General features: G+C 72.4%; 25 protein-coding genes. 17 read left to right on the top strand and 8 right to left on the bottom strand.

Features of this window, described 5'->3' with window-relative positions:
* Positions 1-29 precede the first annotated feature (29 nt).
* Positions 30-1,853, top strand: a complete 1,824-nt coding sequence (locus ABZW17_RS27670; protein WP_354820384.1) for a cellulase family glycosylhydrolase — start codon at positions 30-32, stop codon at positions 1,851-1,853.
* A gap of 14 nt (positions 1,854-1,867) precedes the next feature.
* Here the strand turns inward: ABZW17_RS27670 and ABZW17_RS27665 are convergent, their stop codons facing one another.
* The 6 genes from ABZW17_RS27665 to ABZW17_RS27640 form a co-directional block, all read right to left on the bottom strand.
* Entirely contained in the window at positions 1,868-2,461 is a 594-nt protein-coding gene (locus ABZW17_RS27665; RefSeq protein ID WP_354820238.1) for a hypothetical protein, read from the bottom strand.
* A gap of 144 nt (positions 2,462-2,605) precedes the next feature.
* Positions 2,606-3,808: a cytochrome P450 gene (locus tag ABZW17_RS27660; RefSeq protein WP_354820235.1), complete on the bottom strand. Its 1,203-nt coding sequence runs from the start codon at positions 3,806-3,808 to the stop codon at positions 2,606-2,608.
* Entirely contained in the window at positions 3,805-4,338 is a 534-nt protein-coding gene (locus ABZW17_RS27655; protein WP_354820381.1) for an ATP/GTP-binding protein, read from the bottom strand. Before ABZW17_RS27655 ends, ABZW17_RS27660 begins: the two co-directional genes overlap by 4 nt.
* Before the next feature lie 52 nt (positions 4,339-4,390).
* Positions 4,391-4,750 (bottom strand): DUF742 domain-containing protein, encoded by a 360-nt coding sequence (locus ABZW17_RS27650; RefSeq protein ID WP_354820232.1) that lies wholly within the window; start codon positions 4,748-4,750, stop codon positions 4,391-4,393.
* 1 nt (position 4,751) lies between these two features.
* A complete protein-coding gene (locus ABZW17_RS27645; RefSeq protein WP_354820229.1) occupies positions 4,752-5,168 on the bottom strand; it encodes a roadblock/LC7 domain-containing protein in 417 nt (138 codons plus the stop codon).
* Positions 5,165-6,487: an ATP-binding protein gene (locus ABZW17_RS27640; protein WP_354820226.1), complete on the bottom strand. Its 1,323-nt coding sequence runs from the start codon at positions 6,485-6,487 to the stop codon at positions 5,165-5,167. The genes ABZW17_RS27645 and ABZW17_RS27640 overlap by 4 nt, the downstream gene beginning before the upstream one ends.
* A gap of 451 nt (positions 6,488-6,938) precedes the next feature.
* Here ABZW17_RS27640 and ABZW17_RS27635 point away from each other — a divergent pair, with 451 nt between their 5' ends.
* On the top strand, positions 6,939-7,769 hold the full coding sequence (locus tag ABZW17_RS27635; RefSeq protein ID WP_354820223.1) for a rhamnogalacturonan acetylesterase: 831 nt from the start codon (positions 6,939-6,941) through the stop codon (positions 7,767-7,769).
* Between the two features lie 22 nt (positions 7,770-7,791).
* Here the strand turns inward: ABZW17_RS27635 and ABZW17_RS27630 are convergent, their stop codons facing one another.
* Positions 7,792-9,231 (bottom strand): hypothetical protein, encoded by a 1,440-nt coding sequence (locus ABZW17_RS27630; RefSeq protein WP_354820220.1) that lies wholly within the window; start codon positions 9,229-9,231, stop codon positions 7,792-7,794.
* A 249-nt stretch (positions 9,232-9,480) separates the two neighbouring features.
* Between ABZW17_RS27630 and ABZW17_RS27625 the strand changes: the two genes are divergently transcribed.
* From ABZW17_RS27625 to ABZW17_RS27575, 11 genes are all read left to right on the top strand, one after another.
* Positions 9,481-10,662, top strand: a complete 1,182-nt coding sequence (locus tag ABZW17_RS27625; RefSeq protein ID WP_354820217.1) for a histidine kinase — start codon at positions 9,481-9,483, stop codon at positions 10,660-10,662.
* Positions 10,659-11,318, top strand: a complete 660-nt coding sequence (locus ABZW17_RS27620) for a response regulator transcription factor (protein WP_354820214.1) — start codon at positions 10,659-10,661, stop codon at positions 11,316-11,318. The genes ABZW17_RS27625 and ABZW17_RS27620 overlap by 4 nt, the downstream gene beginning before the upstream one ends.
* A gap of 68 nt (positions 11,319-11,386) precedes the next feature.
* The gene (locus ABZW17_RS27615; RefSeq protein WP_354820211.1) at positions 11,387-11,596 is read left to right on the top strand and encodes a TOBE domain-containing protein; all 210 of its coding nucleotides are present in this window, start codon (positions 11,387-11,389) and stop codon (positions 11,594-11,596) included.
* A 52-nt stretch (positions 11,597-11,648) separates the two neighbouring features.
* Entirely contained in the window at positions 11,649-11,960 is a 312-nt protein-coding gene (locus ABZW17_RS27610; RefSeq protein WP_354820208.1) for a helix-turn-helix transcriptional regulator, read from the top strand.
* A complete protein-coding gene (locus ABZW17_RS27605) occupies positions 11,957-12,715 on the top strand; it encodes an HD domain-containing protein (protein ID WP_354820205.1) in 759 nt (252 codons plus the stop codon). The genes ABZW17_RS27610 and ABZW17_RS27605 overlap by 4 nt, the downstream gene beginning before the upstream one ends.
* Positions 12,716-12,759: 44 nt before the next feature.
* Positions 12,760-13,410, top strand: coding sequence for a hypothetical protein (locus ABZW17_RS27600; RefSeq protein ID WP_354820202.1), 651 nt, complete (start codon positions 12,760-12,762; stop codon positions 13,408-13,410).
* A gap of 87 nt (positions 13,411-13,497) precedes the next feature.
* Positions 13,498-13,998 (top strand): hypothetical protein, encoded by a 501-nt coding sequence (locus ABZW17_RS27595; RefSeq protein ID WP_354820199.1) that lies wholly within the window; start codon positions 13,498-13,500, stop codon positions 13,996-13,998.
* Between the two features lie 16 nt (positions 13,999-14,014).
* Complete coding sequence (locus tag ABZW17_RS27590; RefSeq protein ID WP_354820196.1) at positions 14,015-14,965, top strand: helix-turn-helix domain-containing protein; 951 nt, start codon at positions 14,015-14,017, stop codon at positions 14,963-14,965.
* Positions 14,966-15,073: 108 nt separating this feature from the next.
* Complete coding sequence (locus tag ABZW17_RS27585; RefSeq protein ID WP_354820193.1) at positions 15,074-15,769, top strand: alpha/beta hydrolase; 696 nt, start codon at positions 15,074-15,076, stop codon at positions 15,767-15,769.
* Positions 15,770-15,832: 63 nt separating this feature from the next.
* The gene (locus tag ABZW17_RS27580) at positions 15,833-16,399 is read left to right on the top strand and encodes a carboxymuconolactone decarboxylase family protein (protein WP_354820191.1); all 567 of its coding nucleotides are present in this window, start codon (positions 15,833-15,835) and stop codon (positions 16,397-16,399) included.
* Entirely contained in the window at positions 16,392-17,183 is a 792-nt protein-coding gene (locus ABZW17_RS27575) for a helix-turn-helix transcriptional regulator (RefSeq protein ID WP_354820188.1), read from the top strand. Before ABZW17_RS27580 ends, ABZW17_RS27575 begins: the two co-directional genes overlap by 8 nt.
* Positions 17,184-17,198: 15 nt before the next feature.
* On the opposite strand, the gene ABZW17_RS27570 is transcribed toward ABZW17_RS27575, so the two are convergent.
* Positions 17,199-18,482, bottom strand: a complete 1,284-nt coding sequence (locus ABZW17_RS27570) for an ROK family transcriptional regulator (protein ID WP_354820185.1) — start codon at positions 18,480-18,482, stop codon at positions 17,199-17,201.
* A 130-nt stretch (positions 18,483-18,612) separates the two neighbouring features.
* Here ABZW17_RS27570 and ABZW17_RS27565 point away from each other — a divergent pair, with 130 nt between their 5' ends.
* Genes ABZW17_RS27565 through ABZW17_RS27550 form a run of 4 tightly spaced genes read left to right on the top strand, consistent with a single transcriptional unit; the run spans position 18,613 to position 24,015 of the window.
* On the top strand, positions 18,613-20,286 hold the full coding sequence (locus ABZW17_RS27565) for an ABC transporter substrate-binding protein (protein ID WP_354820182.1): 1,674 nt from the start codon (positions 18,613-18,615) through the stop codon (positions 20,284-20,286).
* Positions 20,286-21,281, top strand: coding sequence for an ABC transporter permease (locus ABZW17_RS27560; RefSeq protein WP_354820179.1), 996 nt, complete (start codon positions 20,286-20,288; stop codon positions 21,279-21,281). Before ABZW17_RS27565 ends, ABZW17_RS27560 begins: the two co-directional genes overlap by 1 nt.
* Complete coding sequence (locus tag ABZW17_RS27555; RefSeq protein WP_354820176.1) at positions 21,278-23,062, top strand: dipeptide/oligopeptide/nickel ABC transporter permease/ATP-binding protein; 1,785 nt, start codon at positions 21,278-21,280, stop codon at positions 23,060-23,062. The genes ABZW17_RS27560 and ABZW17_RS27555 overlap by 4 nt, the downstream gene beginning before the upstream one ends.
* Positions 23,059-24,015 carry an ABC transporter ATP-binding protein gene (locus tag ABZW17_RS27550; protein WP_354820173.1) on the top strand — a complete coding sequence of 319 codons (957 nt, stop codon included), beginning with the start codon at positions 23,059-23,061 and terminating at the stop codon, positions 24,013-24,015. Before ABZW17_RS27555 ends, ABZW17_RS27550 begins: the two co-directional genes overlap by 4 nt.
* Positions 24,016-24,045 lie beyond the last annotated feature (30 nt).

Genomic DNA, 24,045 nt, shown 5'->3' with positions numbered 1-24,045 from the left:
GACTTACCCGGGTGAGGATCACGGGTGCGCTGCTCACCGTCCTGCTGGCCACCGCCGGCGTCGTCGTCCCGGTCGCCCGGGCCCAGGCGGATCCACCGTCCTGGACCGGGCCGCTCAGCACCCGCGGCCGGTACGTCGTCGACGCGCACGGTGACCGCTTCAAGCTCAAGGCCGCCAACTGGCACGGCGCGAGCGGCACGTGGACCGGCTCGGGCGACGTCGGCGATCCGGCGAACCACCACGCCGGCGAGATCGCCTACCAGACCCCGCTCGGGCTGGACCGCGCGCCGATCGACACGGTCGTCGACGGGCTCGCGCAGCTGGGCCTGAACAGCGTCCGGCTGCAGTTCTCCAACGCGATGCTGCACGACACCCGGCCGGTGCCGGACCTGGCCGCCAACCCCGACCTGCACGGCCTGACGCCGCTGCAGGTCTACGACCGCGTCGTCGACCGGCTCACCGCGCGCGGGTTCGCCGTCATCCTCAACAACCACACCACGACCTCGCGCTGGTGCTGCGGGCTCGACGGCAACGAACGCTGGAACACCGCCCAGACCGAACAGCAGTGGCAGGACGACTGGCTGTTCATGGCGCGCCGCTACGCCGCGAACAAGCGCGTCGTCGGCGCCGACCTGTACAACGAGGTCCGCCGCAACGCCTTCGACGACCCCAACTGGGGCTGGGGCAACGGCACCGACTGGCAGCGCGCGAGCCAGCAGGTCGCCGACCGCATCCTCACCGAGGCGAACCGCGACCTGCTGATCTTCGTCGAGGGCATCAACTGGACCGGGCTGCCGATCGACGGCTTCCCGCACGGCCGGCCGACGCTCGAACCCGCCCGGACGCTGTCGCACACGCTCGTGGACTCGGGCAAGCTCGTCTATTCGGCGCACTTCTACGGCTACACCGGGCCCAACCACTCCGGCGCGACCGGGATCGGCGAAACGCACGACCCGCGCTACCGCGACCTCTCGCCCCAGGACCTGCGGGACACGTTGTACCGGCAGGCGTTCTTCGTCTCGGCCGACACCGGGCAGCACTACACCGCGCCGCTGTGGATCAGCGAGTTCGGCGAGGGCCGCAACACCACCGACCCGGCGTCACGCGCCTTCTTCGAGACCTTCGTGAACTACCTCGCCGAAACGGACACGGACTTCGCCTACTGGCCCGCGGTCGGTTTTCAGACGAACGGCTCCGGCGACGGCTGGGCGTTGCTGGAGTACGACGCGGCGGGCCGCCGCATCGACGTGCTCGACGGCACGGACTGGCGCGGCCCGGCCTGGCAACGGCTGATCTCCGCGCCGTCGCGGACCGGGCCGATCCCGGCGGCCGAGCACTGGTCGATGCTGAACCTGGACTACGCCGACTTCCAGGAGTCACGCCAGGTCCGCGCCCTGCCGGACTGGAATTCCGGCGCCCGCAAGGGCGTCTGCCCCGACGGCCAGCGGCTGGCGGGACTGGCCCACACCGGCAACCGCGGCCTGTGCACCGGGACGCTCGCGCCCCCGGCCGGGTACGTGGCCGTGCGCGACGAGACCTACGTCGACACGGACTGGGCGTCCGGCTACACCAAGACGCAGTGCCCGCCCGACCACGCGGTCGTCGGGTACAGCGTCCAGGGCGCGGCCTTCTCGGCGGTGCTGTGCGGCCGATCGCCGGCCCCGCTGGGCCGCACGGGCCGCACGGTGTGGTTCGACCGCGGCGACAACCGGCCGTCCGGCACCCCCGGCGGCGACTTCGCGACCGGCAGTTACAAGGGCCAGTGCGCACCGGGGGAGTACGTCGCCGGTGTCGCCTACACCGGCCGGATCGGGTCGAACCGGACACCGGACGCGCTGCTCTGCCGGTCCTGACCGGAGCCCCGGCGTCACGCCTTGAGGTCGAAACCCGTGACGTACCAGGATCCCGCGTGCCGCTGGACCTTGAGGCTGAGGCTGAACGAGCCGGTGTCGCCGGTCGCGCCGACGAGTTCGATGCTGCGCAGCGTGCGGCCGTCGAGCTTGATCGCGGTGTCCGGCACCGTGATCCGGTCACCCGCCTGCTTCACCGGGGCGACCTCGACCTTCCCGGCGGGAGGCAGGGTGACGCCCGGCTTGGCCCACGCCTCGTGCAGCGACTTGGCGCTCGCCAGGACTTCCGGCTTCCGGCACAGGGTCTCGGCGTCCTGACCGGCGGGCAGCAGCACCGGCGCGCTCGACAGGCACGCCTCGGTGTACCGCTCCTGCAGGATCTGGGTGACCCAGCGCTCGACGGCGCCGCCCGGGGTGCCGGCGCCGGAAGCGGGCCGAACTGGCGACGCCGGAGCCGCCGGGGTGACCGGGCCGGTCGTGGCCGGGCTCGCCGAGCCGGCGACGCTCGCCGGCGCGCACGCCGTCGCGAGCAGGGCCACCCAAGGGAGCAGGATCCCGCCCGGCACCGGAGCTTTCCTCGTTCGGCCGGTGTGCCCGGCGCTGAGCTTCATCGGCGGGATCCTGGTGACCGGCGGCGGTGACGTCAACCGGCGACCGTGAAGTCTGCCTCTTCGGCCGTGATGACCGGCCGGACCGGACCTGATCGCCGACGGGCCTTGACCGCCGGCCGGTGCCGGTCGAGAACGCGCCGCGGATCAGCCGGCCGGGGTGAACCGCACCGGCAGCGCCGCCAGGCCGCGGAACAGCGGCGACGGCCGCCACGCCAGTTCGTCGGCCGGGACCGACAGCGCGACGTCCGGCAGCCGGTCGAGCAGCACCTCGATCGCCGCCTCGGCGATGACCTTGGCGATCTCCTGGGCCGCGTACGGGCACCGGTGTTGGCCGTGGCTGAACGACAGGTACGCCTGGTTGCCGGTCGAGGCCTGCGGGACCGGCCGGACGAGCGGGTCCTGGTTGGCCGCCGCGAGCCCGAGGATGAGCAGGTCGCCCTGGCGGATCCGGCTGCTGCCCAGCCGGAGGTCGTGGGCGGCGAACCGGCCCGGGAAGTTCTGCGTCGGCGTGTCCTCCCAGAGCACCTCGTTCAGCGCCTGGCCGACGCTCCGGCGCCCGCCCGAGAGCGTCATCGCGAAGCGGTCGTCGGTGAGCATCAGCCGCAGGGTGTTGCCGATCCAGTAGGCCGTCGGCAGCTGGCCCGCGTTCATCAGGTGGAGCAGGTCCTCGGTGATCTCCTCGTCGGCGAGCGCGGCCGGGTGGGCCAGCAGCCGCGAGGTGACGTCCGGTCCCGGAGCACGCCGGCGCGACTCGACCAGGCCCCGCACCCGGTCCCGGACCCGCGCGTAGGCCTCGTTCGCGCCCTCGCCCGCCGCGTGCGTCCGGTAGACGTCGCTCACCAGGTCCGCGGTCTCCGCGGCCGGCACGCCGATCATCCGGGCGACGACCGGCAGCGGCACCCCGTCGGCGTACTGGGTGATCAGGTCGGCTTCGCCGCTCCCGGCGAAGGCGTCGACGAGCTGGTCGGCGACCTGCTGGGCCCGCGCCCCCAGGTCGAACTGGTCGACGGCGCCGAGCGCCTCGTCGAGGGCCTCGGCCCGCCGCCGGTGCTCGGCGCCCTCGGCGAACATCATCGTGGGCTGGTGGGCGAGCAGCGGCAGCAGCGGCCAGTCGGGCGGGACGCGGTCCCAGGCGTTCCAGCGCCGCGAGTCGCGCCCGAAGACCTCGGGGTTGCTCACGACGTACTGCACCTCGCGGTAGCCCAGGACCAGCCACGCCGGCACGTCGCCGTCGAGCAGGACCGGGGCCACCGGCCCGTGCGTGCGCCGCAGCTGCGCGTAGAGGTCCGCGGACCGCTGCTGGAACTGCGGCCCGGACAGCGGGACGGCGGACTGGGGCGTGCTCATGAGGCGGTCTCCCGGGCGGCGGACAGGACGAAGAGGTGGTTGACGAGGGACAGCAGGACCGTCTTGCTCGAGTCCCGGCGGCGGGCGTCGCAGTCGATCAGCGGCACGCCGGCGGGCAGGTCGAGGGCGTGGCGCACCTGGTCGAGGGAGTGCTCCGGCTCGCCGAAGTTGTTGCGCGCGACGACGAACGGCGTCCCGTGGTGTTCGAGGCGGTCGATCGAGTACCAGGAGTCGGCCAGCCGGCGGGTGTCGACCAGCACGACGGCGCCCAGGGTCCCGGCGAACAGGCGGTCCCAGAGGAACCAGAACCGCTCCTGGCCCGGCGCGCCGAACAGGTACAGCACCATCTCCTCGTTCAGGCTGATCCGCCCGAAGTCGAACGCGACCGTGGTGGTGGTCTTGCCGGGGGAGGCGCCCTCGTCGATGCCGACGCCCGCCTGCGTCAGGGTCTCCTCGGTGCTCAGCGGGCGGATTTCGCTGACCGAGCGGACCATGGTCGTCTTGCCCACCCCGAACCCGCCGACGATCACGATCTTCAGCCCTTCGCGGGCGGTACCCGGCAGCGGGGTGCGGACGTCCCGGTCAGAGCTTGTGCAGTCCACGGAGTACCTGTTCCAGGGTTTCGAGATCGGGCAGATCGGCGCCGGCCGGAGCCGGGGACGGGTGGCGGGCGGTGACCCGGCCGGTGTCGAGCAGGTCGCACAGCAGGATCTTCACGACGCTCACCGGCAGGCCCAGCTCCGAAGCGACTTCCACCATCGCCGTCGGGTGCCGGCACAGGTGCAGGATCCGGACGTGCTCGGACTGCATGCCGGGGACCGGATCGCTTTCGCTCACGATCAGCGTCACCAGGTCCAGCCCGCTCTCGTCCGCACGGCTGCGCCCGCCGGTGACGGTGTACAACCGGTCCGGGTCCTCGCGGTGGAGGCGTTCCCGCGTCACGTCATCCGGCCGTGGTGGGCCGCGCGGCGCGGGGCGGGGCGGTCAGGTACGCGCCGAGCTGCTCGACGAGCTCGTTCATGGTGTGCCCGACGAGACCGACGTCCGCCTCGTCGGCGGCGATCACCGCGAGGTGGGCGCCTTCGCCGGCTTCCACGATGAACAGCATCCCGCCGTGGAACTCCGTCATGGACTGGCGCACTCCGCCGGTCCCGTCGCCGAACTCGATGGACGTCCCGTAGGCCAGGCTCTGGATGCCCGAAGCGATGGCGGCCAGCTGGTCGGCCTGGTCGATGGTGAGCCCGCGGGTGTGGCAGAGCTTGAGCCCGTCCTTGGACAGCACCAGCGCGTGCCGGGTGCCGGGTGTCTTGGCCAGGAGGTTCTCCAGCAGCCAGTCGAGGTCGTGCTCGGTGGTGTTCATCGGCTGTCCTCCGAAGGAGCGGACGGGCGGGTGCCCCGGCCGGCCGCGTGGAACGCGCTGAACCGGGCACCGGCGTCGGCCCGCGCCGGTGCGGGACCCGGCGCCGGCGGCGGTACCGGCCTGGGCGCGGCCGCCAGCGTCTGCCCGCGACGCCGCTGCGGCAGCCCACCCTCCACTGTGGACGCCGGAGGAGTGGCGGGCGCCGGGGCGGGCGGTGTGCGCACCTCCGGCGTGACCGGCAGCGCGTCCGGCTCGGGCTGGGTGATCAGCTGCCGCGGGATCATCACCACCACGCCGGTGCCGCCCCGCGCGGACGGCCGGAAGTGCACGGTCAAGCCGTGCTTGCGCGCCAGGCACCCCACCACCGCCAGGCCCAGCCGGGTGCCGGAGAGCGTGGTCAGGTCCAGTGGCTCGGCGGAAACCGCCCGCACGGCCCGCTCCAGCGCCGCGGGGCCCATGACCAGGCCGCTGTCCTCGATCGTGACCACCACACCCGCGTGCACCTCCTCCACGTACACGTGGACGTCCTCCGACGGCGGGGAGAAGCTGGTGGCGTTGTCCATCAGTTCGGCCAGGGCGTGCATCACGCCTTCGGCGGCGTACCCGGCGATCGCGACGGTGCTCGTCGAGTGCGTCCGCACCCGCTGGTAGGCGCTGATCCGCCCCATCGCGCCGCGCAGGATGCTCTCCATCACGATCGGCTTGGTCCAGCGCCGGCCGGACCGCGCGCCGGTCAGGACCGCGATGCTGTCCGCCAGCCGGCCCGCCTGCGCCGTGCTGTGGTCCAGTTCGAGCAGGTCGCCGAGGACGTTTTCGTCGTAGCGGCCTTCCATCTCCCGCAGGTCGGCCAGCATGCTGGTGGCCAGCGCCTGGACGCGGCCGGCGGCGTTGGCGCAGGCCGCCATGGTGGCCGTGCGCATCCGTTCGCCCCGGCCGATCTCCTGCGCCACCGTCTCCAGCAGCCGCCGCCGGGCCCCGTCGGCCGGGCCGGGCACTTCGGCGAGCGCGGTGTCCGCCGAAGCGCCGTCACGCACGCGCTGCACCACGGCGGGCAGCGTTTCGTCGGCCAGGCGGTCGATTTCCGCGTCCAGCACGGCGATCCGGGCCCGGTGGTGGCGCGCCGCCAGCGCGAAGTACGCGGCGATCGTGACCGCCGCGCAGACGACGACGGCCGCCACCCCGCCGTACCAGGCCGCGTACGCCCCGGCCGTCAGCCACCACGCCCCGCCGGTGACGACGGCGGCGGCCGGCAGAACGTACAGGGCCCGGCCCACCGGCGGACGTCCCGCCTGCTGGTGCGCGAGTAGGTGCACAGACATCGATCAGGTCCTCGCGGGCGGTCGGAAACGGGTCAAGGGCGTGGCGGTGCCGGGATTCGCGGAAAAGGGGGAGTGCCGCGGCGGGTGGACGGAAGCTTCTCGATGCAGGCTCCTCGTTCCCGGCGGCGGTCGCCTCGGCGGTGCGCGGTGTGCCGGGGCCGGCGCACCGGGCGTCGCCGCTGGCGACGACGACCCTAGCGCCGATCTTTGCCGTCCGTAAGAGCCAATCTCCGCTGGCACAACTTCGCCGTGCGGCGGTGATTCCGGTCAATTTTCCACGGCGTGGCCGGCGGATCGGGGAAACTGTCGAAGATTAGGCCGTCTGCCGCAGTGCCGGTGGCGACCGGTGTGGGCGGGTTTCCCTGCGCCATTCACGGTAATCCTGCCGCCGGGCGAGCGGCGTTGCCGTATGGTATGAGAAAGCGCTTTCACAGACGGAGGAAGGCAACGCATGCCGCGGAAACCAGGGTTCCGGCACCGGATCGCCACCGTCGTCGCCGGGGTGGTGGCCGCCCTGACGGGCACCGGGGTGAGTGCTTCGGCCGCGACCGTCACTCACATCTACATCGCGGGCGACTCGACGGCGTCGACCTACACCTCGGCGCAGGCGCCCCGGGCCGGCTGGGCCCAGGCGCTCCCGGTGTTCCTGACGCCGAACGCCGTGGCGGTGAACGTGGCCAAGTCGGGCGCCAGCTCCAAGAGCTTCATCGACCTGGGCCGGCTCGACCACATCCTCGGGCTGATCAAGAAAGGGGACTACCTGCTGATCTCGTTCGGCCACAACGACGAGAAGGCCGACGATCCGACCCGGTACACCGAACCGTCGACGACCTACAAGCAGTACCTCTCGCAGTACGTCGACAAGAGCCGAGCCAAGGGCGCCATCCCGATCCTCCTCACACCGGTCGAGCGCCGCCACTTCGGCAGCGCGGGCACGATCACCCCGTCGCACGGCGCATACCCGGCGGCGATGCGGGAACTCGCGGCGGCCAAGCGGGTACCGCTGGTCGACCTGACCGCGGCCAGCACGGCGCTGTGGAACCGCGCGGGTGTCGAGGGGACGAAGAAGTACTTCATGATCTTCCCGGCCGGCCAGTACCCGAACTACCCCGGCGGCAGCTCGGACAACACGCACTTCCAGGCCGCCGGCGCGATCGAGGTCGCCCGTCTCGTGGCCACGGCCCTGCACGACCAGGGCGTGGTACCGGCGGCGGATTTCCGTCAGCTCACCGCGGCCATCCCCACCAGCGCGATCGTCTGGCCGACGACCGCACCCTACTGAGGACTGGCCCTGATGGCCCCGGTCAGCGGCCGGGGTCCGGACGGTGGACGTCGAGCTCCCCGTACGCCGGCAGCGCGCCGGCCACATCGGTGGACGCGCCACGGAGAACGGAGTCCAAAAACGCGACCGTCGCCGCGGCCACGATCCGCGGGCTGTCGGTGCGGCCCAGGGAACCGACGATCGAGGGCACCGGTGGCAGGTACAGCGGGCCGTCCGTGAACGTGAGGTGGGCCGCGCCCGGGATCGTCAGGCGGTAGCTCGGCGCCGTGCTGCTCTCGAACACCTCGGTGAGGCGCGGCAGGTAACGCGGGTCCGTCGCCGGGGTGATGGCCTGGGTGAGCGCGAGGGCCGGCCGGTCGAGGGCGGGCGACACCGGGCCGTGGGGGTAGCCGTCCAGGTCGATGGCGGCGGCGAACCGGTGGTCCTGGCGGACGGCCTGCAGGGCGGCGGCGCCACCGAGGGAATGGCTGGTCGCGGCGACCCGGCCGGTGTCCAGGCGGCCCGTCAGCGGGTCGGCGCCTTCGTCCAGGCCCGCCAGCTTGGTCAGCACGAAGCCGAGGTCGGCGGCGCGGATCGCGGTCCAGCCGGCCGCCAGCTCCTCGTCGGTGTCCCGGTCGCCGCTGGAGACGGTCGCCGTGGTGATCGTCCGGCCGTCGGCGAGGACGACGGCGGCGGAGTCGTACGGGTGGTCGACGGCGGCGACCACGTAGCCGTGGCTGGCCAGGTCCTCCGCCCACGCGGTGTTCTGGGTGCGCACCCCGCCGGATCCGGGGGAGAACAGCACGATCGGGAACCGCCCGCCCGAGCGGGCCACCGGGGCGTCGAAGACCGAGTGGGTGCGGGCGCGCGGGACGTCGTCCAGCAGGAACCCCGGCAGGCCGGCTCCGGCGGCGACGGCTTCGGCGATGGTGCGCCCTTCGTCTTCCGTACGTCCGAGGTAGGGCGCCCGCGGTGCGTCCGCGGCGCTGTTCTGCGCGGGGTACCAGAGCTGGACGACGACCGTCCGCCGGTCGAGCGGATCGGCCGTGAAGGTTTCGGGACGCGCCGGGTCGGTCCACTGCAGCACGCGGGTGCCGACCGCGAAGCCGCCCGAGGGAACGGGGAACACGGGCACGGGAAAGGCCCACGCGGCCACGACGCCCGTGGCGATCAGCCCGGCACAGGCCAGCGAACCCGGCAACGCGAGCCACCAGCGGGCCCGTCGGCCGGTCCGACGTCGCACCAAAGGGGCGAAAGCGAACGGTGCAGCGATGACAGCGCCCGCCAGCACCGGCAGCATCGGCCGGCGGAGTCCCGTCACGCTCAACGCGACCACGGACAGCAGGAGCACCGCCCCGGCCGCGATCGTGGCGGGTGGACGGGCGGCCGGCGGAAGCCAGCGCGCCACGACCAGCGCGACGGCTCCGAGCAACGCAAGGAGTTCCAGGAGGGACAGGTTCAGTCCCGTGATGATCTCGGTCACCCGGCCATCCTCGGCGCGGGGCAGGCCCGGCCACATCGCTCCCGGGTCCCGTTCCCGGTGCGACGGCGGTGGCAACCGGACCGGCCGGATCGGCGGCCGGACTGCGACCGGGGGAGGGGGTGGGACTCCTCCTCGGGTCGCATCCCGGCCGGGCGCGATCAGCCGGCGGGCTCATGTGCGCGGCGGTGTCCCCGGCCTAGCATGGCGGGACCGGGTACCCGCCCGGAGCTGGACCGACGGGAACGAGCGATGACCGAGGCGGCGGCCGGACCCGGCGACCGGGTGCTGAAACGATGGGCGCGCAACGCTTCCCGGCTGCCGCCGGTGGTGCGGGGGTCGCTGCTGCCGGCCCTTCTCCTGCTCAACGTCGTCACCACCCGGCCGCCGCGTGAGCTGCCGGTGGCCGTGGCCTTCACCGTCGTCCTGGTGCTGCCCCTGGCGTGGCGGCACCGGGCCCCGCGCACGGTCTTCGCCGCCGTGGCCGTGTTCGCCTCGGTCCAGTGGCTGCTGGACGTCCAGCTGCCCGCCGACCTCGCCCTGCTGGTGGCGCTTTACACGGTGGCCGTGCACTCGGAGCTGCGTGACACCCTGGCCGCCGGGGCCGTCCTGGCGGCCGGGGGCCTGCTGGCCTGCCTGCGCTGGGCCACCGAAGGCGCGTTCCTGACCCCGTTCGTCGCGGTCACCGCGCTGATCGTCGCCGTCGGCGTCTTCGGGGTGCACGTGCGGACCCACCGCGCCTACCTCGCCGCCGTCGAGGAACGGGCCGTGCGCCTGGAGCGCGACCACGACCAGCAGGCGCGGGTGGCCGTCGCCGAAGAGCGGACGCGGATCACCCGGGAGATGCACGACATCGTCACCCACAACCTGTCGGTCATGGTCGCGCTGACCGACGCCGCCGTCTACGCGCAGCACCGGTCGCCCGGCAAGGCCACCACGGCGATGCTCCAGATCTCCGAGACGGGCCGCCAGGCGCTGACCGACATGCGGCGTTCCCTCGGCGTCCTGCGCGCCGGCGAACCGGACGCGCTGCGCCACCCGCTGCCCGGCATCGCCCAGCTGAGCACCCTCGCCGACCAGATGGGCGCCGCCGGGCTGCCGACCGGCCTGGAAATCCACGGCGGCTTCACCCACGTCCCCGCCACCGCGCAGCTGACCGTCCACCGGCTGGTCCAGGAGGCCCTGACCAACACCCTCAAGCACACGCCCGCCGGCACCCGGGCGACGGTGCGGATCGAGTGCGCGGCCGAGACCGTCACGGTGGACGTCACCGACACCGGCCCCGGCACGCCGTCCCCCGCCACCACCGGCCACGGCCTCACCGGCATGCGCGAGCGCGCGGCGGCCTACGGCGGGACGGTGCGCGCCGGACCACTCCCGGACGGCGGCTGGGGCGTCCACACGCGACTGTTCCTCGCCGTGGCGCCGGCATGACGATCCGCATCCTGATCGCCGACGACGAAGCGCTGCTCCGGATGGCCTTCGGCACGGTCCTGGAGGCCCAGCCCGACATGGCACCGGTCGCCGAAGCCGAAGACGGCGCCCAGGCCGTCCGCCTCGCCCGGGAACTGCGTCCCGACGTCGTGCTGATGGACGTCCGGATGCCCGGGACCGACGGCATCGAGGCGACCCGGCAGATCATCGGCACCTGCCCGCAGGTCCGGGTGCTCATCCTCACCACGTTCGACCTCGACGAATACGCCTTCGCCGGGCTCAAGGCCGGAGCCTCCGGGTTCCTGCTGAAGAACACCCGGCCCGAGGAACTGCTCACGGCGATCCGGCACGTCGCCGCGGGCGACGCGGTGGTCTCCCCGCGCATCACCCGCCGGCTGCTGGAGAACTTCCGCCCCCACCTTCCCGACGGCACGACCGGGCACGACGAGCGCCTGAGCCGGCTCAGCGCGCGTGAGCACGAGGTGCTCGTCCAGGTGGGCGCGGGCCGGTCGAACTCCGAGATCGCGGCCGCCCTGCACCTCGCGGAGGCGACGGTGAAGTCGCACCTGGGGCGGATCCTGCAGAAACTCGAGCTCCGCGACCGGATCCAGGCCGTGATCTTCGCCTACGAGAGCCGGCTCATCCACCCGGCATGAGGACCTCGTCGTCAGGAGGCCGAGCCGCCTGACCTGCGCCGACCGGGGTGTCGCCGGCCACCGGCCCGGTGAGCGGGATCAGCATCCGCAACCAGCTGCCCGGCCGGGTCACCGGCGTGGCGGCGGGGGAGGCGATGGCGACGGTGAAGCTCGCCGTCGACGGTGGTGAGCTGACCGCGCCCATCACCCGGGAGGCTGTCACCGAGCTGGGCCTGGCGGAGGGCTCCTCGGTGGTCACGCTGGTCAAGTCGACGGAGATCTCGCCGGCGATCGGCTGATGGACAACCTGAGGACTACCTATGTAGAGTACGACATATGGTAGGCCCTCGGATGACGCTGCAGACCCAGCTGGTGCTCCGCGCCCTGTTGCAGCGGCCCGCGCGGGAGCAGTACGGCCTGGAGCTCTGCGCGGAAACCGGCCTGCCGAGCGGCACCATCTACCCCATCGTCGCCCGGCTCGAAGGCTTCGGGTGGGTCGAAAGCCGGTGGGAGAACCCGAACGAGCACATCGTCGAGAAGCGGCCGCGGCGCCGGTACTACCGGCTGACCGACGAGGGCGCCGAGCAGGCCCGGGTCGCGCTCGCCCGGGTGCACCGGCCGGCGCGGATGCGCGGGTTCGGCCTGGCCGGGGAGCCGGCGTGAGCACCGGGCCGCGGCCGGTCGCCGAGATCGCCGGCCAGTATCCGCACGCCGAGGCCGAGCTGGTCGAACGGGCGTATGTGTTCGCGGCGTTCTGGCACCGCGGCCAGTATCGGCACAGCGGTGACCCCTACATCACCCACCCGCTCGAGGTCGCCGCCACGCTGGCCCGGCTGGGGCTCGATGCCCGGATGGTCTGCGCGGGCCTGCTGCACGACGTCGTCGAGGACACCCGGTGCCCGCTCGACCTGCTGCGCGCGGAGTTCGGCGAGGAAATCGCGGCCCTGGTGCAGGGGCTGCTCGTGCTGGAGCGGGACGGCGGTCCGCCGGAGTCCGCCGAGCGCCGGGTGCTGATCCTCAAGCTCGCCGACCGGCTGCACAACATGCGGACCATCCGGTTCGTGCCGCGGGCCAAGCAGGAACGGAAATCCCGGGAAACCCTGGAGGTCCTGGTCCCGCTGGCCGGCCGGCTCGGGCTCGACACCGTGAAGGAACAGCTGGAAGCGCTGTCCCTGGCGACGCTCTACCCGGATCGGTTCACCGGTCACCCCGGCCCGGCCGGCGGCCTCGGATGCTCCCGCAGGGTCCTGGCGATCTCCACCGCGCTGCTCCCCGCCGACGCCCGCGCCCGCTGGCTCGAGGAGTGGACCGCCGAACTGCACGCGCTGCCCGGCCGCCGCGGCCGGGCCCGGTTCACCGTGCAGATCCTCGCCGGCGTGGCGCGGCTCGCGGTCGCACTGCGCCGGGCCGGGCCGTGAGGCGGCCGCCGCGCCACGCGCCGTGCCACCGGGCGATCGTGGCCGTGGACGTCGAGGCCTCCACGGCCCGGCGCAACCCGGACAAGATCACCCTCCGCGCGGCGCTCTACGAGATTGTCGAGGCGGCCCTGCACACCGGCGGCATCACCCGGCGCCGCCGCGACCCGCTCATCAACTGCGGCGACGGAATCCTCACCCTGGTCCGCCCCGGTGACCGCACGCCGAAAACGGTGTTGCTCGACCGGGTGATCCCCGAGCTCGGCCGCCTGCTGGCCGAACACAACGCCCACCGCCCGGCGCACCGCCTGCGCCTGCGCGCGGCGGTGCACGCCGGCGAGGTCCACTACGACCGTCACGGCTGTTTCGGCGAGGCGGTGGACCTCACGTTCCGCCTGCTGGATTCGCCCGAACTCAAGCAGGCGCTCAGCCGGTCGGCGACCCCGTTGACGCTGGTCGTCTCCGACCCCGTCTACCAGTCGATCATCCGCCCCGGCGGCGACCGGATCGACCAGAACCGCTTCCGCCCGCTGGTGCACGTGACCATCGCCGGCCAGTGCCACCACGGCTGGGTCCAGGCTCCGCAGCCGGCCGCCGGCCGGAACGGACCCCCCGATCGTGAACGTCGATCCGCGTGGCCCACTCGCTCCCCTGTGGACAGTGGAAACGCGGGCAGGGCGGAAAAAATGCCGTCTTGACGTCGATCGCGAATTCTGCATTTCACGGTCTCCGTCACAACGAGTGCGTTCTTGTCGTATCCGGCGTTGCCGGGGTAGTGTCCGCCCGTGCCGGATGTCGTGTGGACGCTCAGTGCTGCCGAACAGCAGCGGGCTCGCAGTTTCCAGTCGGTGAACGGGATCGGGCGGGTGCTGCTCGGCCCGACTGCGCCCGATGCGTCGGGATCGCAATTCAAGACGGCGTGGATCAGCGTCGTGCTGCCGATCGCCCCGATCGCGCGCTACTACCTGGTCGAAGAAGGCTCGCTGACCTTCGGGACCAAAACCACCACCAGGTACCGCATCGTCGGCCGCTCGCGGCTGGTGGGGGCGGAAATAGCGCGCACCTACCTCTACTGCTGGCTCGTCGCGCCCCTGATCGCCGTCGGGCCGGTCGCGCTGGTGTTGTCCCAGGCCGACGAGCTGGCCGATTCGATCGGCGTGTTCGGGCTGATCGCCTTGTTCCTGGTCATTTTGTTCGCGTCCGTCGCGGCCCTTTCCTACGGGACGAAATTCGTGCGGAAACGATTCTTCGTGCCGCGGAAGGTGGTGCTCCGAACGGAGCCGTGACGGATACGATGCGGCCATGACCCGGCACCGGATCGTCGTCGTCCTGCTCGAAGAGGTGCTCCCGCTCGACTACGCGATCCCGGTGCACGTGTTCGGCCGGGAAGCGCCGGAAGCCTACGAACTGGTGACCGTGACGGTGGGCGGCGGTGCGGTGCCGGTGGCCGGCGGGACCACCGTGGTGCCGGACGGCGGCCTGGAGCTGCTGCGCGGAGCGGAGACGATCATCGTGCCGGGGTACGCCGGGGCGGTGGATCGGGAACTGCCCGGCTCGCTGGTCCGGGCCCTGGCGGGCGCGCACCGGCGCGGGGTCCGGATGGTGTCGATCTGCTCGGGCGCGTTCGCCCTGGCGCGGGCCGGGGTGCTCGACGGGCGGACCGTGACCACCCACTGGTCGCTGTGCGCCGAGCTCGCGGACCGGTTTCCCGCGCTCACCGTCGACCAGTCGGTCCTCCTGGCCGGGGCCGGCTCGGTCTTCACCTCGGGCGGGGTCACCGCCGGGGTGGACCTGTGCCTGCACCTGCTGCGGCTCGACCTGGGCGCGGCGGCCGCGCGGCACGTGGCGCGGCGCATCGTGATGGCCCCGCGGCCGGCGGACGGCCAGCGGCAGTTCGTGGAGCCGGTGCTCGCCCCGCCCGGCGACGACGTCATCGCCCGGGTCCAGCAGTGGATGGTGACGGCGCTGGAGCGCGCGCTTTCGGTGAAGGACATGGCCGCCGAGGCCGGGATGGCGGAGCGGACCTTCCACCGGCGTTTCCGGGAGCGGACCGGCCTGCCGCCGCTGGCGTGGCTGCGTGACCAGCGCATCGCCCGGGCGAAGGAGCTCCTCGAGAATTCGGAGCTCTCCGTCGAAGAGATCGCTCGCCGGGTCGGGCTGGGCACGGCGACCAACCTGCGGGTCCAGTTCCGCCGGGCCACCAACGTTTCGCCGCGCGAACACCGGAGATCGTTCACCTTCGGTCAGGCCTGACGCCGTGGCAGGAAGGTTTCGATAGTCGGCGGTACTGCCACTGTCCGGAGGCGAGGGCCACGGCCGAAACTGGGCCGGCACCCCCTTCGGACCCAGGAGATCGAAACCATGGACCAGCCGACCTTCGTCCTCGTGCACGGCGCTCTGACCGACGCTTCGGTGTGGCGCCGGGTGTCCGCGCGCCTGCAGGACGCGGGGCACGCCGTCATCGCGCCGGCCCTGCCGCTGCGCCGCTTCGACAGCGACATCGCCTACCTCCGCGCGTTCCTCGCAACCCTTCCCGGGCCGCTCGTCGTCGTCGCGCACTCGTACGCCGGGTCGGTCGTCTCGGCTCCGGCCGCCCTGACACCCGCGGTTCGCGCCCTCGTCTTCGTCACGGCGTTCCAACAGGACGCGGGGGAGACGGCGGCCGCGCTCAACGGGAAGTTCCCCGGCAGCCTGCTGACCCCGGAAAACCTGGTCGTGCGCGACTACCCCGGTGGTGCGGAGGTCTACCTCCGGCCCGAGAGGTTCGCCGAGGTCTACGCGGGTGACGCCGGGGCGCGGGACCGGAAGATGCTTGCGGCAGCACAAAAGCCGTTCGACCCGGTCACCCTCGAGGGATCCTTCGCCGAAGCCGCCAGCTGGCACACCCTGCCGTCGTGGGCGGTCGTGTCCACCGAGGACCGGTCCATCCCGGCGGAGGCCCAGCGGTGGATGGCCGGGCGGGCCGGTTCCACCGTCGTCGAGGTGGCTTCCTCGCACGCCGTTGCGCTGGTGCACCCGGACGTGGTCGCGGACGTCATCCTCGGTGCCACGGGCTGAGCGCACCGGCATTTACCTCCCGGGGAATTGGATCGACGCCGTCGTGGCCGGAGGATTCAGCGCATGACCCCTTACCCGATTCACACCGAGTCCACCGCCGGCGAGACGGCCGCGGAGCCGCTGAGGGTGCTGGCGAAGGCGTTCGGCTTCGTCCCCGCCGCGGCCGGCCTGATGGCCAACTCACCGGCGCTGATCAGCACGTTCTTCGCCGCGTTCGGCCACTTCCGCGGCGGCACGTTCGGCCCGGCCGAGCGTCAGGTCCTGCTCCTGGCCAACGCCGTCGCCAACCGCTGCGAGTGGGCGGTGGCGTTCCACACGCTGGAGTCGATCGAGGACGGCGTCGAGCCGGCCGTGATCGAGGCGATCCGCCGCGGCGAGCGCCCCGGCGACCCGCGCGCGGCCGCGCTGTGGGCGTTCACCCGGTCCCTGATCGAAAAGCGGGGACACGTCGACGACGGCGAGGTCGCGGCCTTCCGGTCGGCGGGGTTCACCGGGGAGCAGGTCTTCGAGGTGATCACCGCGGTGGCGATCTCGGCGATGACCAACCACACGGCGAACCTCGCCCGGCCGGCGCTGGAGGACGTGCTGGTGCCGCACGCGTGGACTGCGGAATACTCGACCGGTGCCTGAAGTGGGTGTGCTGCTGAAACACTGGCGTGGCGCCCGGCGGCTCAGCCAGCTGGCGCTGGCCGCGGAGGCCGCGGTGTCGGTCCGGCACCTCTGCTTCGTCGAGACCGGCCGGGCGAACCCGAGCCGTGCCATGGTCCTGAAGCTGGCGGAGGTGCTCGACGTCCCCCTGCGCGAGCGCAACACGCTGCTGCTGAGCGCCGGGTTCTCGCCCGAGTACCCGGAGTCGCAGCTGGACGCGCCGTCGCTGGCTGCCGTGCGCGGGGCGCTGGAGACGATCCTCGCCCAGCAGGAACCGTTCCCGGCGCTGGTGATGGACCGCAGCTGGGACATCCGGCAGACCAACGCCGCCGCCCGCCGGTTCTTCGCGTTCCTGCAGGAGGGACAGCGGCGGAGCGCACCGGAGCCGGCGAACGTGCTGCGCCGGATGTTCCACCCGGACGGCGTCCGCCGGCACGTGACGAACTGGCCGGAGGTCGCCGAGGCCCTGGTGCGGCGGGCGCGCCGGGAGGCGATCGGCGGCGTCGCCGACGAACGCGCCCAGCGGATCCTCGACGAGGTGCTGAACTACCCCGGGGTGCCGCCGGACCTGCGGCTGGTGGACGCGACGACGCCGGTCCTGCCGATCGTCCCGATCCGCTACGCCCGCGGCGATCGGCGCTTCGACTACTTCTCCACGGTGACCACCCTCGGCACCCCGCAGGACGTGACGCTGCAGGAGCTGCGCATCGAGTGCTTCTACCCGATGAACGAGGAAACCCGGGACCACGCGCGAAACCTGGCCTGACCGGGTGCCCGTCCACTAAGGACTGATCGGCTCCGCCAGCGGCGTTTCCCCGGCGCTCACGTTGCCGGGAAGCCGCAGGCCGTCGTGCAGCGGGACCAGTTCGGACTGGAGCACCATGGCCGCGCCGCCGATCGCGGGTGCGGTCGCCGCGGCGCGCGACAGGCGGACGTCCGGGATGTGCGCGGTGCGCGCGAAGAACGCGTGGTCGAGTTCGTCGCGGATGGCCGGCAGGTACGAAGCTCCCGCGATCGCGAAACTCGGCCCGGTGAGCACGACGGACTCCAGGTCCATCACGTTGGCGAGGGTGCGCACGGCCACCGCGACGTACCGCGCGGACCGGTCGAGCAACGCCACCGCGCCGGCGTCCCCGCGCCGGGCGGCCCGGCTCAGCGCGCCGAAGTCGGTGAGCACCGAGGCGGACTCCGGGCTCTTCCGCCGCAGGCCGGCCACCTTGGCCAGCCGGCGGTCCGCCCGGGCCTGCTCGACGACCGCGGCCGGGCCGGCCAGCGCCTCCAGGCAGCCGCGGGCGCCGCACCAGCACTCCGGCCCGTCGAGGTCGAGGCAGACGTGGCCCACCTCGCCGGTGTTGCCGCTCGCGCCCCGGAACGGCAGGCCGTTGACGAGCAGGCCCGACCCGATGCCGGTGCCCATGTAGATCGCGGCGAACGTGGCGGAGGCGTCGACCCCGCCGGACCACAGTTCGCCGAGCCCGGCCGCGCTGGCGTCGTTCTCCAGGAACACCGGCAGGCCGGCCACCCGGCGCAGCTCGTCGCCGAGCGGGTAGCCGAGCCACGGCCGCAGCGACGGTGGCGTCACCGCCATCCCGCCGCCGGAGGCGAGCGGGCCCGGGAAGACCAGCCCGAACCCGAGCAGGCGGGTGCGGTCGATGCCGGCTCCGCGGACCAGGGTCGCCGCCTCCTGCGCCATCCTCGCGACGACTTCGCCGGGCGCCGCGGAGCCCGGGCCGGGCCGGCTGGTGCGCGCGACGACCGCGCCGGAAAGGTCGGTCAGGGCGTAGGTGAGACCGGCGTGGTCGAGGTGGATGCCGACGGCGAACCGGGCGCCCGGGTCGAGCTGCAGCAGGACCCGGCGCTTGCCGCCGGTCGACTCCGCGCGCCCGGTTTCGACGACCAGGCCGTCGTCGATGAGCCCGCGCACCACCGTCGAGATCGTCGCGCCGGTCATCCCGGTCGCGGCGACGATGCCGACCCGGCTGATCGTCCCCGCGGCGCGGATGACGTCGAGGATGACCGCGCGCGTACTGGCGTGCGGTGTCGTCCGCGGCGCCCCGCTGCTCATGCGCGCCTCCCGGTGCTGGTTGGGCCGGATGCCGTCATTGTGACACGCGAGGGTTGACTTAGTTTCTTCGTCGACTTAACAATGTTGCGGCGCGCTTGGTTCGGCAACGAAGCCCACGAGAGGACTCGTCATGTCGCGTACTCCACGCCGTCGCCGCCTGGGTGCGGTCGTCGCCGCCGCCCTGTTCGCCGCCGGGTGCTCCTCGTCCGGGAGCACCGGCTCCGGGGGAGACGCCACGCTCGTGGCCTACGTGGGCCAGGCCGGGGACTACCAGGTCAACTTCAACCCGTACTCCTCCAGCGTGATCGAAGCTCCGGGGACGATCTTCGAGTCGCTGTTCTTCTTCAACGTCACCAAGGACGCCCCGCCGCAGCCGCTGCTGGGCACGGACTACGCGTGGAACGCGACCGGCACCGAGCTGTCGATCACGCTGCGGTCCGGGGTGAAGTTCTCCGACGGCACGCCGTTCACCGCCCGCGACGTCGTCTTCACCCTCGACATGGTCGCGAAGAACAAGACCATCAACACCACCGGCTACGACGGGAAAGCCGTCGCGGCCGACGACACCCACGTCAAGGTCACCTTCCCCGGCCCGGCGTTCATGCAGGGCCCGCAGGTGCTCGGCAAGATGTTCATCGTCCCGCAGCACCTGTGGTCGAAGATCGCGGACCCGGCGAACGACGTCATCGCGCAGCCGGTCGGCACCGGCCCGTTCAAGCTCGCGTCGTTCAAGCCGCAGGCGTTCACCTACGACGCGAACGCGGGGTACTGGGGCGGCGAGCCGGCGGTCAAGCACATCCGCTTCCTCGCCCTCTCGGGCAACCAGTCGGGCGCCGACGCGCTGGCCGCCAAGCAGATCGACTGGCAGACCGGCCCGGTGCCCGACGTCAAGAACGTCGCGAAGAACTACCCGGGCTACCAGGCGGTGATCACGCCGATGAACCAGATCGCGCTGTTCACCTGCTCGAACGCCGCGCTCGGCTGCACCGGACCGCAGACCGATCCCGCGGTGCGGCACGCGATCTACTACGCGATCAACCGCACCCAGCTGAACTCGCTCGCCTTCGAGGACACCGCCTCCGACGTCTCACCCGGCTTCGCCCTCCTCGGACGGGACGCGAAGTGGGTGTCGCCGAAGCTGCAGGAGAAGACCGCGCCGAAGAACCCCGACCCGGCCAGGGCCGACAGCCTGCTCCAGGGCGCCGGGTACGCCAAGGGCGGCGACGGCCTGTACGCCAAGGGCGGGAAACCCTTGGAGCTGACGGTGCAGGTGCCCTCGGGCTGGACCGACTACATCACCGCGATCGACACCATGACCCAGCAGCTGAAGCAGGCCGGGATCAAGCTGGTTTCGCAGCAGGTGTCCTACAACGAATGGGCCGACGCCCGCGTCCGCGGCCGGTTCCAGCTGCTGATCGACTCGCTGCTGCAGGGCCCGTCGGCCGATCCGTACTACACCTTCAACTACTACTTCGCCACGGAGACGACGGCCAAGGTCGGCGAGTCCGCGTACCCGAACTACAGCCGGTACTCCGATCCCGAGGTCGACGCCGCCCTCAACGCTCTCAAGGGCATCCCGCCCGCCGACGCGGCGAAGCGCCAGCCGCTCTACGACGTCGTGCAGACCAGGTCCGAGCAGGCGATGCCCTACATCCCGGTCCTGACCTCCGGCACCATCAGCGAGTACAACGCGGCGAAGTTCACCGGCTGGCCGACGAAGGACAACCTGTACGCGTTCCCGGCGGTGTGGAACCGGCCGGACCAGGCGCAGATCTTCAAGGCTCTCAAGCCGGCCGGGCAGTGATGCGGTACTACCTGCGCAAGTTCGGCTTCTACCTGGTCGCCCTGTGGGCCGCGCTGACGCTGAACTTCTTCGTCCCGCGGCTGATGCCGGGCAACCCGGTCGACGTCCTGCTGGCCAAGATCGCCCAGCGCGGCGGCGCACCCGACCCGGCCGTCCGGCGGGCGTACGAACTGCTGCTGGGCACGCGCTCCGGTGAGTCCCTCTGGTCGCAGTACGTCGCCTACCTCGGCAAGCTGGCCACCGGGGACCTCGGGATCTCGGTGAGCGTGTTCCCGGCGAAGGTGTCCGACGTGATCGGGCAGGCCCTCCCGTGGACGCTGGCGCTCGTCGGGATCGCGACGCTGCTGTCCTTCCTGCTCGGTGTCGCGCTCGGGATGTTGGTCGGCTGGAAGCGCGGGACGTGGCTGGATTCGCTGGTCCCCGCGACCACGGTGCTGGCCGCGGTGCCGTACTTCTGGCTCGCGTTGATCTTCGCGGCCGTGTTCGCTTCGGCGCTGGGCTGGTTCCCGCTGCTCGGCGGGTACGACGTCGTGCTCGATCCCGGCTGGACCGCCGGATTCCTCGGCTCGGCGCTCGCCCACGGCGCGCTGCCGGCGCTGACGATCGTCGTCTCCTCGGCCGGCGGCTGGCTGCTCGGGATGCGGAACATGATGGTCTCGGCCGGCTCCGAGGACTACGTGCTCACCGCGCAGGCCAAGGGGTTGCGCGACACGCGGGTGATGGTGCGGTACGCCGCGCGCAACGCCGTGCTGCCGTCGGTGGCGGGGTTCGCCATCTCGCTCGGGTTCGTGGTGTCCGGCTCGATCGTCACCGAGCAGGTGTTCTCCTACCCCGGGATCGGCTCGAAACTGCTGCAAGCGGTGCAGAACAGCGACTACGCCCTGATGCAGGGCATCTTCCTGGTGATCACGGTCGCCGTGCTCGGCGCCAACCTGGCCGTGGACCTGCTCTACGGCGTCATCGACGCGCGCACCCGGGCGCGGGAGGCGGCATGACGAACCTCGGACCTGCGGCCGTCCCCGCGCCACGGTGGGGCAGCGGCCTGCGCGCGATGCTGCCCCGCTGGTCACTCCGGCTCGCGATCGGGCTCGGCCTGATCGGGGCCATCGCGTTGTTCGGCGTCCTCGGGTCGTTGTTCGTGGGCGACCCGAACGCGGTGCGCGACGCCGGGCTGACCCCGCCGGGCGGCGGCCACCTGCTGGGCCTCACCCAGACCGGCCAGGACGTGTTCGCGCAGCTGGCGTATTCGACGCGCGGGTCACTGGAGATCGGCCTGCTGGTCGGCGCGCTGGCGACCGTGTTGTCCGCGTTCTTCGGCGTGCTCGGCGCGTACGCAGGAGGGGTCGTCGACGAGGCTTTTTCCTTGTTTTCCAACGTCATGCTGGTCATCCCCGGGCTGCCGCTGGTGATCGTCATCGCCGGGTTCGTCCCGCCGGAGTCGCGCGGGGCCTGGACGATCGGGCTGGTGCTGGCCGTCACCGGCTGGGCCGCCTCCGCCCGGGTGCTGCGCGCGCAGACGCTCTCGCTGCGCAACCGCGACTATGTGGCCGCCGCGCGGGTGGCGGGGGAGAAGCGCTGGCGGATCATCACGGTGGAAATCCTGCCGAACCTGCTGCCGCTGCTGGCTTCCCAGTTCGTGTTCGCGGTGATCTGGGCGATTCTGTCCGAAGCCTCCCTGTCGTTCCTCGGGCTCGGGGCGTCGAACTCCTCGACCCTCGGCACGATGCTCTACTACGCCCAGAACGGCTTTGCGCTGCAGCGGCACGCGTGGTGGTGGTTCGTGCCGCCGGGGCTGGTGATCGCGCTTTTCGGGTGCGGGCTGTCGCTGGTCAACTTCAGCATCGACGAAGTGATCAACCCGAAGCTGCGCAGTGTGTTCCGGGTCCGGCGGCGGGATCCGGTCCCGCCCGCCGAGGTCAGGCCGGCCGGGGAAAACGTCGTGGTCGAGGTGGACTCGCTCGATGTCGTCTACCGGAGCGACGTCCCGGTGCACGCGGTCAAGAACGTCTCGGTGAGCTTGCGCCGCGGGGAGATCCTCGGGCTGGCCGGCGAGTCCGGCTGCGGCAAGACGACCCTGGCCTACGCGATCGCCCGGCTGCACCGGCCGCCGGCCGAGGTCACCGCGGGCTCGGTCGTCTTCCACGACCGCGACGGGACCGGTACGGACGTCCTGCACCTCGGCCCGGACGCGCTGCGCGCCTTCCGCTGGGACAAGCTGTCGATGGTCTTCCAGGGCGCGATGAACGCGCTCAACCCGGTGACGACCGTGCGCGCCCAGCTCGACGACGTCCTCACGACGCACCGGCCGGCCATGACCGCGGCCGACCGGCGGGCCCGGTGCGCGGAGGTGCTGCGGCTGGTCGGCGTGGACCCGGCCCGGCTGACGTCGTTCGCCCACGAGCTCTCGGGCGGGATGCGCCAGCGGGTGATGATCGCGATGGCTCTGCTGCTCGACCCGCAGGTGATCATCATGGACGAGCCGACGACCGCGCTCGACGTCGTCGTCCAGCGCGGCATCGTCGGCGAAATCCTGCGGCTGCGCGACGAACTCGGCATCGCCGTCCTGCTGATCACCCACGACCTGCCGCTGCTGCTGGAGATCGCCGACCGCATCGCCGTGATGAAGGACGGCGAGGTCGTCGAATACGCCGACGCCGGGCAGATGTACCGCGCGCCGGCCCACCCCTACACCCGCGAGCTGCTGTCGTCGTTCCCCAGCCTCACCGGGGCGCGCGGCGCGTTCCTGCGCGCCGGACAGCTGGAGGGCAGCCGATGACCACCCTCGAAACGACCGGCCTGGTGAAGGACTACCGGATCCGGTCGGGCCTGCGCCGCGACCGGTTCCGCGCGGTCGACCACGTGTCCCTCGCGCTGACGCCGGGCCGGACGGTCGCGCTGGTCGGCGAGTCGGGCTCGGGCAAGTCGACGATCGCCCGCCTGCTGACCCGGCTCGACCGGCCCACCGGCGGCGAGATCGCGCTGCGCGACACCGGCGGCCGCCCGGTGCCCGGCCGGGCCTACCGCGACCACGTCCAGATGGTGTTCCAGGACCCGTTCGCCTCACTCAACCCGTTCCACACGGTCGAACACCACCTGGCCCGCCCGCTGCTGCTGCACGGCCGGACCCGCGGGGCCGAGCAAACCTGGCGCGAGGTGCTGCACCTGCTGGACCGCGTGCAGCTGCGGCCGGCCGAGGACATCGCCCGGCGTCGCCCGCACGAGCTCTCCGGCGGCCAGCGCCAGCGGGTCGCGATCGCCCGGGCCCTGGCGCCGGGGGCGAAAGTCGTGATCGCCGACGAACCGGTGTCCATGTTGGACGTCTCCATCCGGCTCGGGGTGCTGAACCTGCTCGCCCGGCTGCAGCGCGAAGACGACCTGGCCGTCCTGTACATCACCCACGACCTCGCCACGGCCCGGCACTTCGCCGACGACGTCGTCGTCCTCTACCGAGGTCAGGTCGTCGAACGCGGACCGGCCGCCGAGGTCATCCTGCGGCCGAAGCACCCGTACACGCAGTTGCTGGCCGCGTCGGCGCCCGACCCGGACAAGCGCGGCCGGGCGCCGGCCGCGTCCGAAGCGGGAACCGGCGCTTCCGCCGGCCGGCCCGGTGGGTGTGCGTTCCGCGACCGGTGCCCGTCGGCCATGGTCGTCTGCGCCGGCGCTCCCGCCGAAGAGCCGGTCGGCGACGGGCACACCGCCCGGTGCTGGCTGTACGGCCCGCGGTCCTAGTCGATTTGCCTGCGTAACTAACGAGGGAGC

Source organism: Amycolatopsis sp. NPDC004625, from assembly GCF_040609695.1.
GTDB lineage: Bacteria > Actinomycetota > Actinomycetes > Mycobacteriales > Pseudonocardiaceae > Amycolatopsis.
Note: the sequence above shows the minus strand (reverse complement) of the source record. Positions and strands in the feature narration are given on the sequence as shown.

What these genes read in the sequence shown, in the direction of transcription:
- ABZW17_RS27665 (WP_354820238.1), bottom strand. Translation starts at nt 2,461, where the DNA reads ATGAAGCTCAGCGCCGGGCACACCGGCCGAACGAGGAAAGCTCCGGTG.
- ABZW17_RS27660 (WP_354820235.1), bottom strand. Translation starts at nt 3,808, where the DNA reads ATGAGCACGCCCCAGTCCGCCGTCCCGCTGTCCGGGCCGCAGTTCCAG.
- ABZW17_RS27610 (WP_354820208.1), top strand. Translation starts at nt 11,649, where the DNA reads ATGACGCTGCAGACCCAGCTGGTGCTCCGCGCCCTGTTGCAGCGGCCC.
- ABZW17_RS27635 (WP_354820223.1), top strand. Translation starts at nt 6,939, where the DNA reads ATGCCGCGGAAACCAGGGTTCCGGCACCGGATCGCCACCGTCGTCGCC.
- ABZW17_RS27560 (WP_354820179.1), top strand. Translation starts at nt 20,286, where the DNA reads ATGCGGTACTACCTGCGCAAGTTCGGCTTCTACCTGGTCGCCCTGTGG.
- ABZW17_RS27625 (WP_354820217.1), top strand. Translation starts at nt 9,481, where the DNA reads ATGACCGAGGCGGCGGCCGGACCCGGCGACCGGGTGCTGAAACGATGG.
- ABZW17_RS27555 (WP_354820176.1), top strand. Translation starts at nt 21,278, where the DNA reads ATGACGAACCTCGGACCTGCGGCCGTCCCCGCGCCACGGTGGGGCAGC.
- ABZW17_RS27580 (WP_354820191.1), top strand. Translation starts at nt 15,833, where the DNA reads ATGACCCCTTACCCGATTCACACCGAGTCCACCGCCGGCGAGACGGCC.
- ABZW17_RS27550 (WP_354820173.1), top strand. Translation starts at nt 23,059, where the DNA reads ATGACCACCCTCGAAACGACCGGCCTGGTGAAGGACTACCGGATCCGG.
- ABZW17_RS27640 (WP_354820226.1), bottom strand. Translation starts at nt 6,487, where the DNA reads ATGTCTGTGCACCTACTCGCGCACCAGCAGGCGGGACGTCCGCCGGTG.
- ABZW17_RS27590 (WP_354820196.1), top strand. Translation starts at nt 14,015, where the DNA reads ATGACCCGGCACCGGATCGTCGTCGTCCTGCTCGAAGAGGTGCTCCCG.
- ABZW17_RS27620 (WP_354820214.1), top strand. Translation starts at nt 10,659, where the DNA reads ATGACGATCCGCATCCTGATCGCCGACGACGAAGCGCTGCTCCGGATG.
- ABZW17_RS27570 (WP_354820185.1), bottom strand. Translation starts at nt 18,482, where the DNA reads ATGAGCAGCGGGGCGCCGCGGACGACACCGCACGCCAGTACGCGCGCG.
- ABZW17_RS27565 (WP_354820182.1), top strand. Translation starts at nt 18,613, where the DNA reads ATGTCGCGTACTCCACGCCGTCGCCGCCTGGGTGCGGTCGTCGCCGCC.
- ABZW17_RS27645 (WP_354820229.1), bottom strand. Translation starts at nt 5,168, where the DNA reads ATGAACACCACCGAGCACGACCTCGACTGGCTGCTGGAGAACCTCCTG.
- ABZW17_RS27585 (WP_354820193.1), top strand. Translation starts at nt 15,074, where the DNA reads ATGGACCAGCCGACCTTCGTCCTCGTGCACGGCGCTCTGACCGACGCT.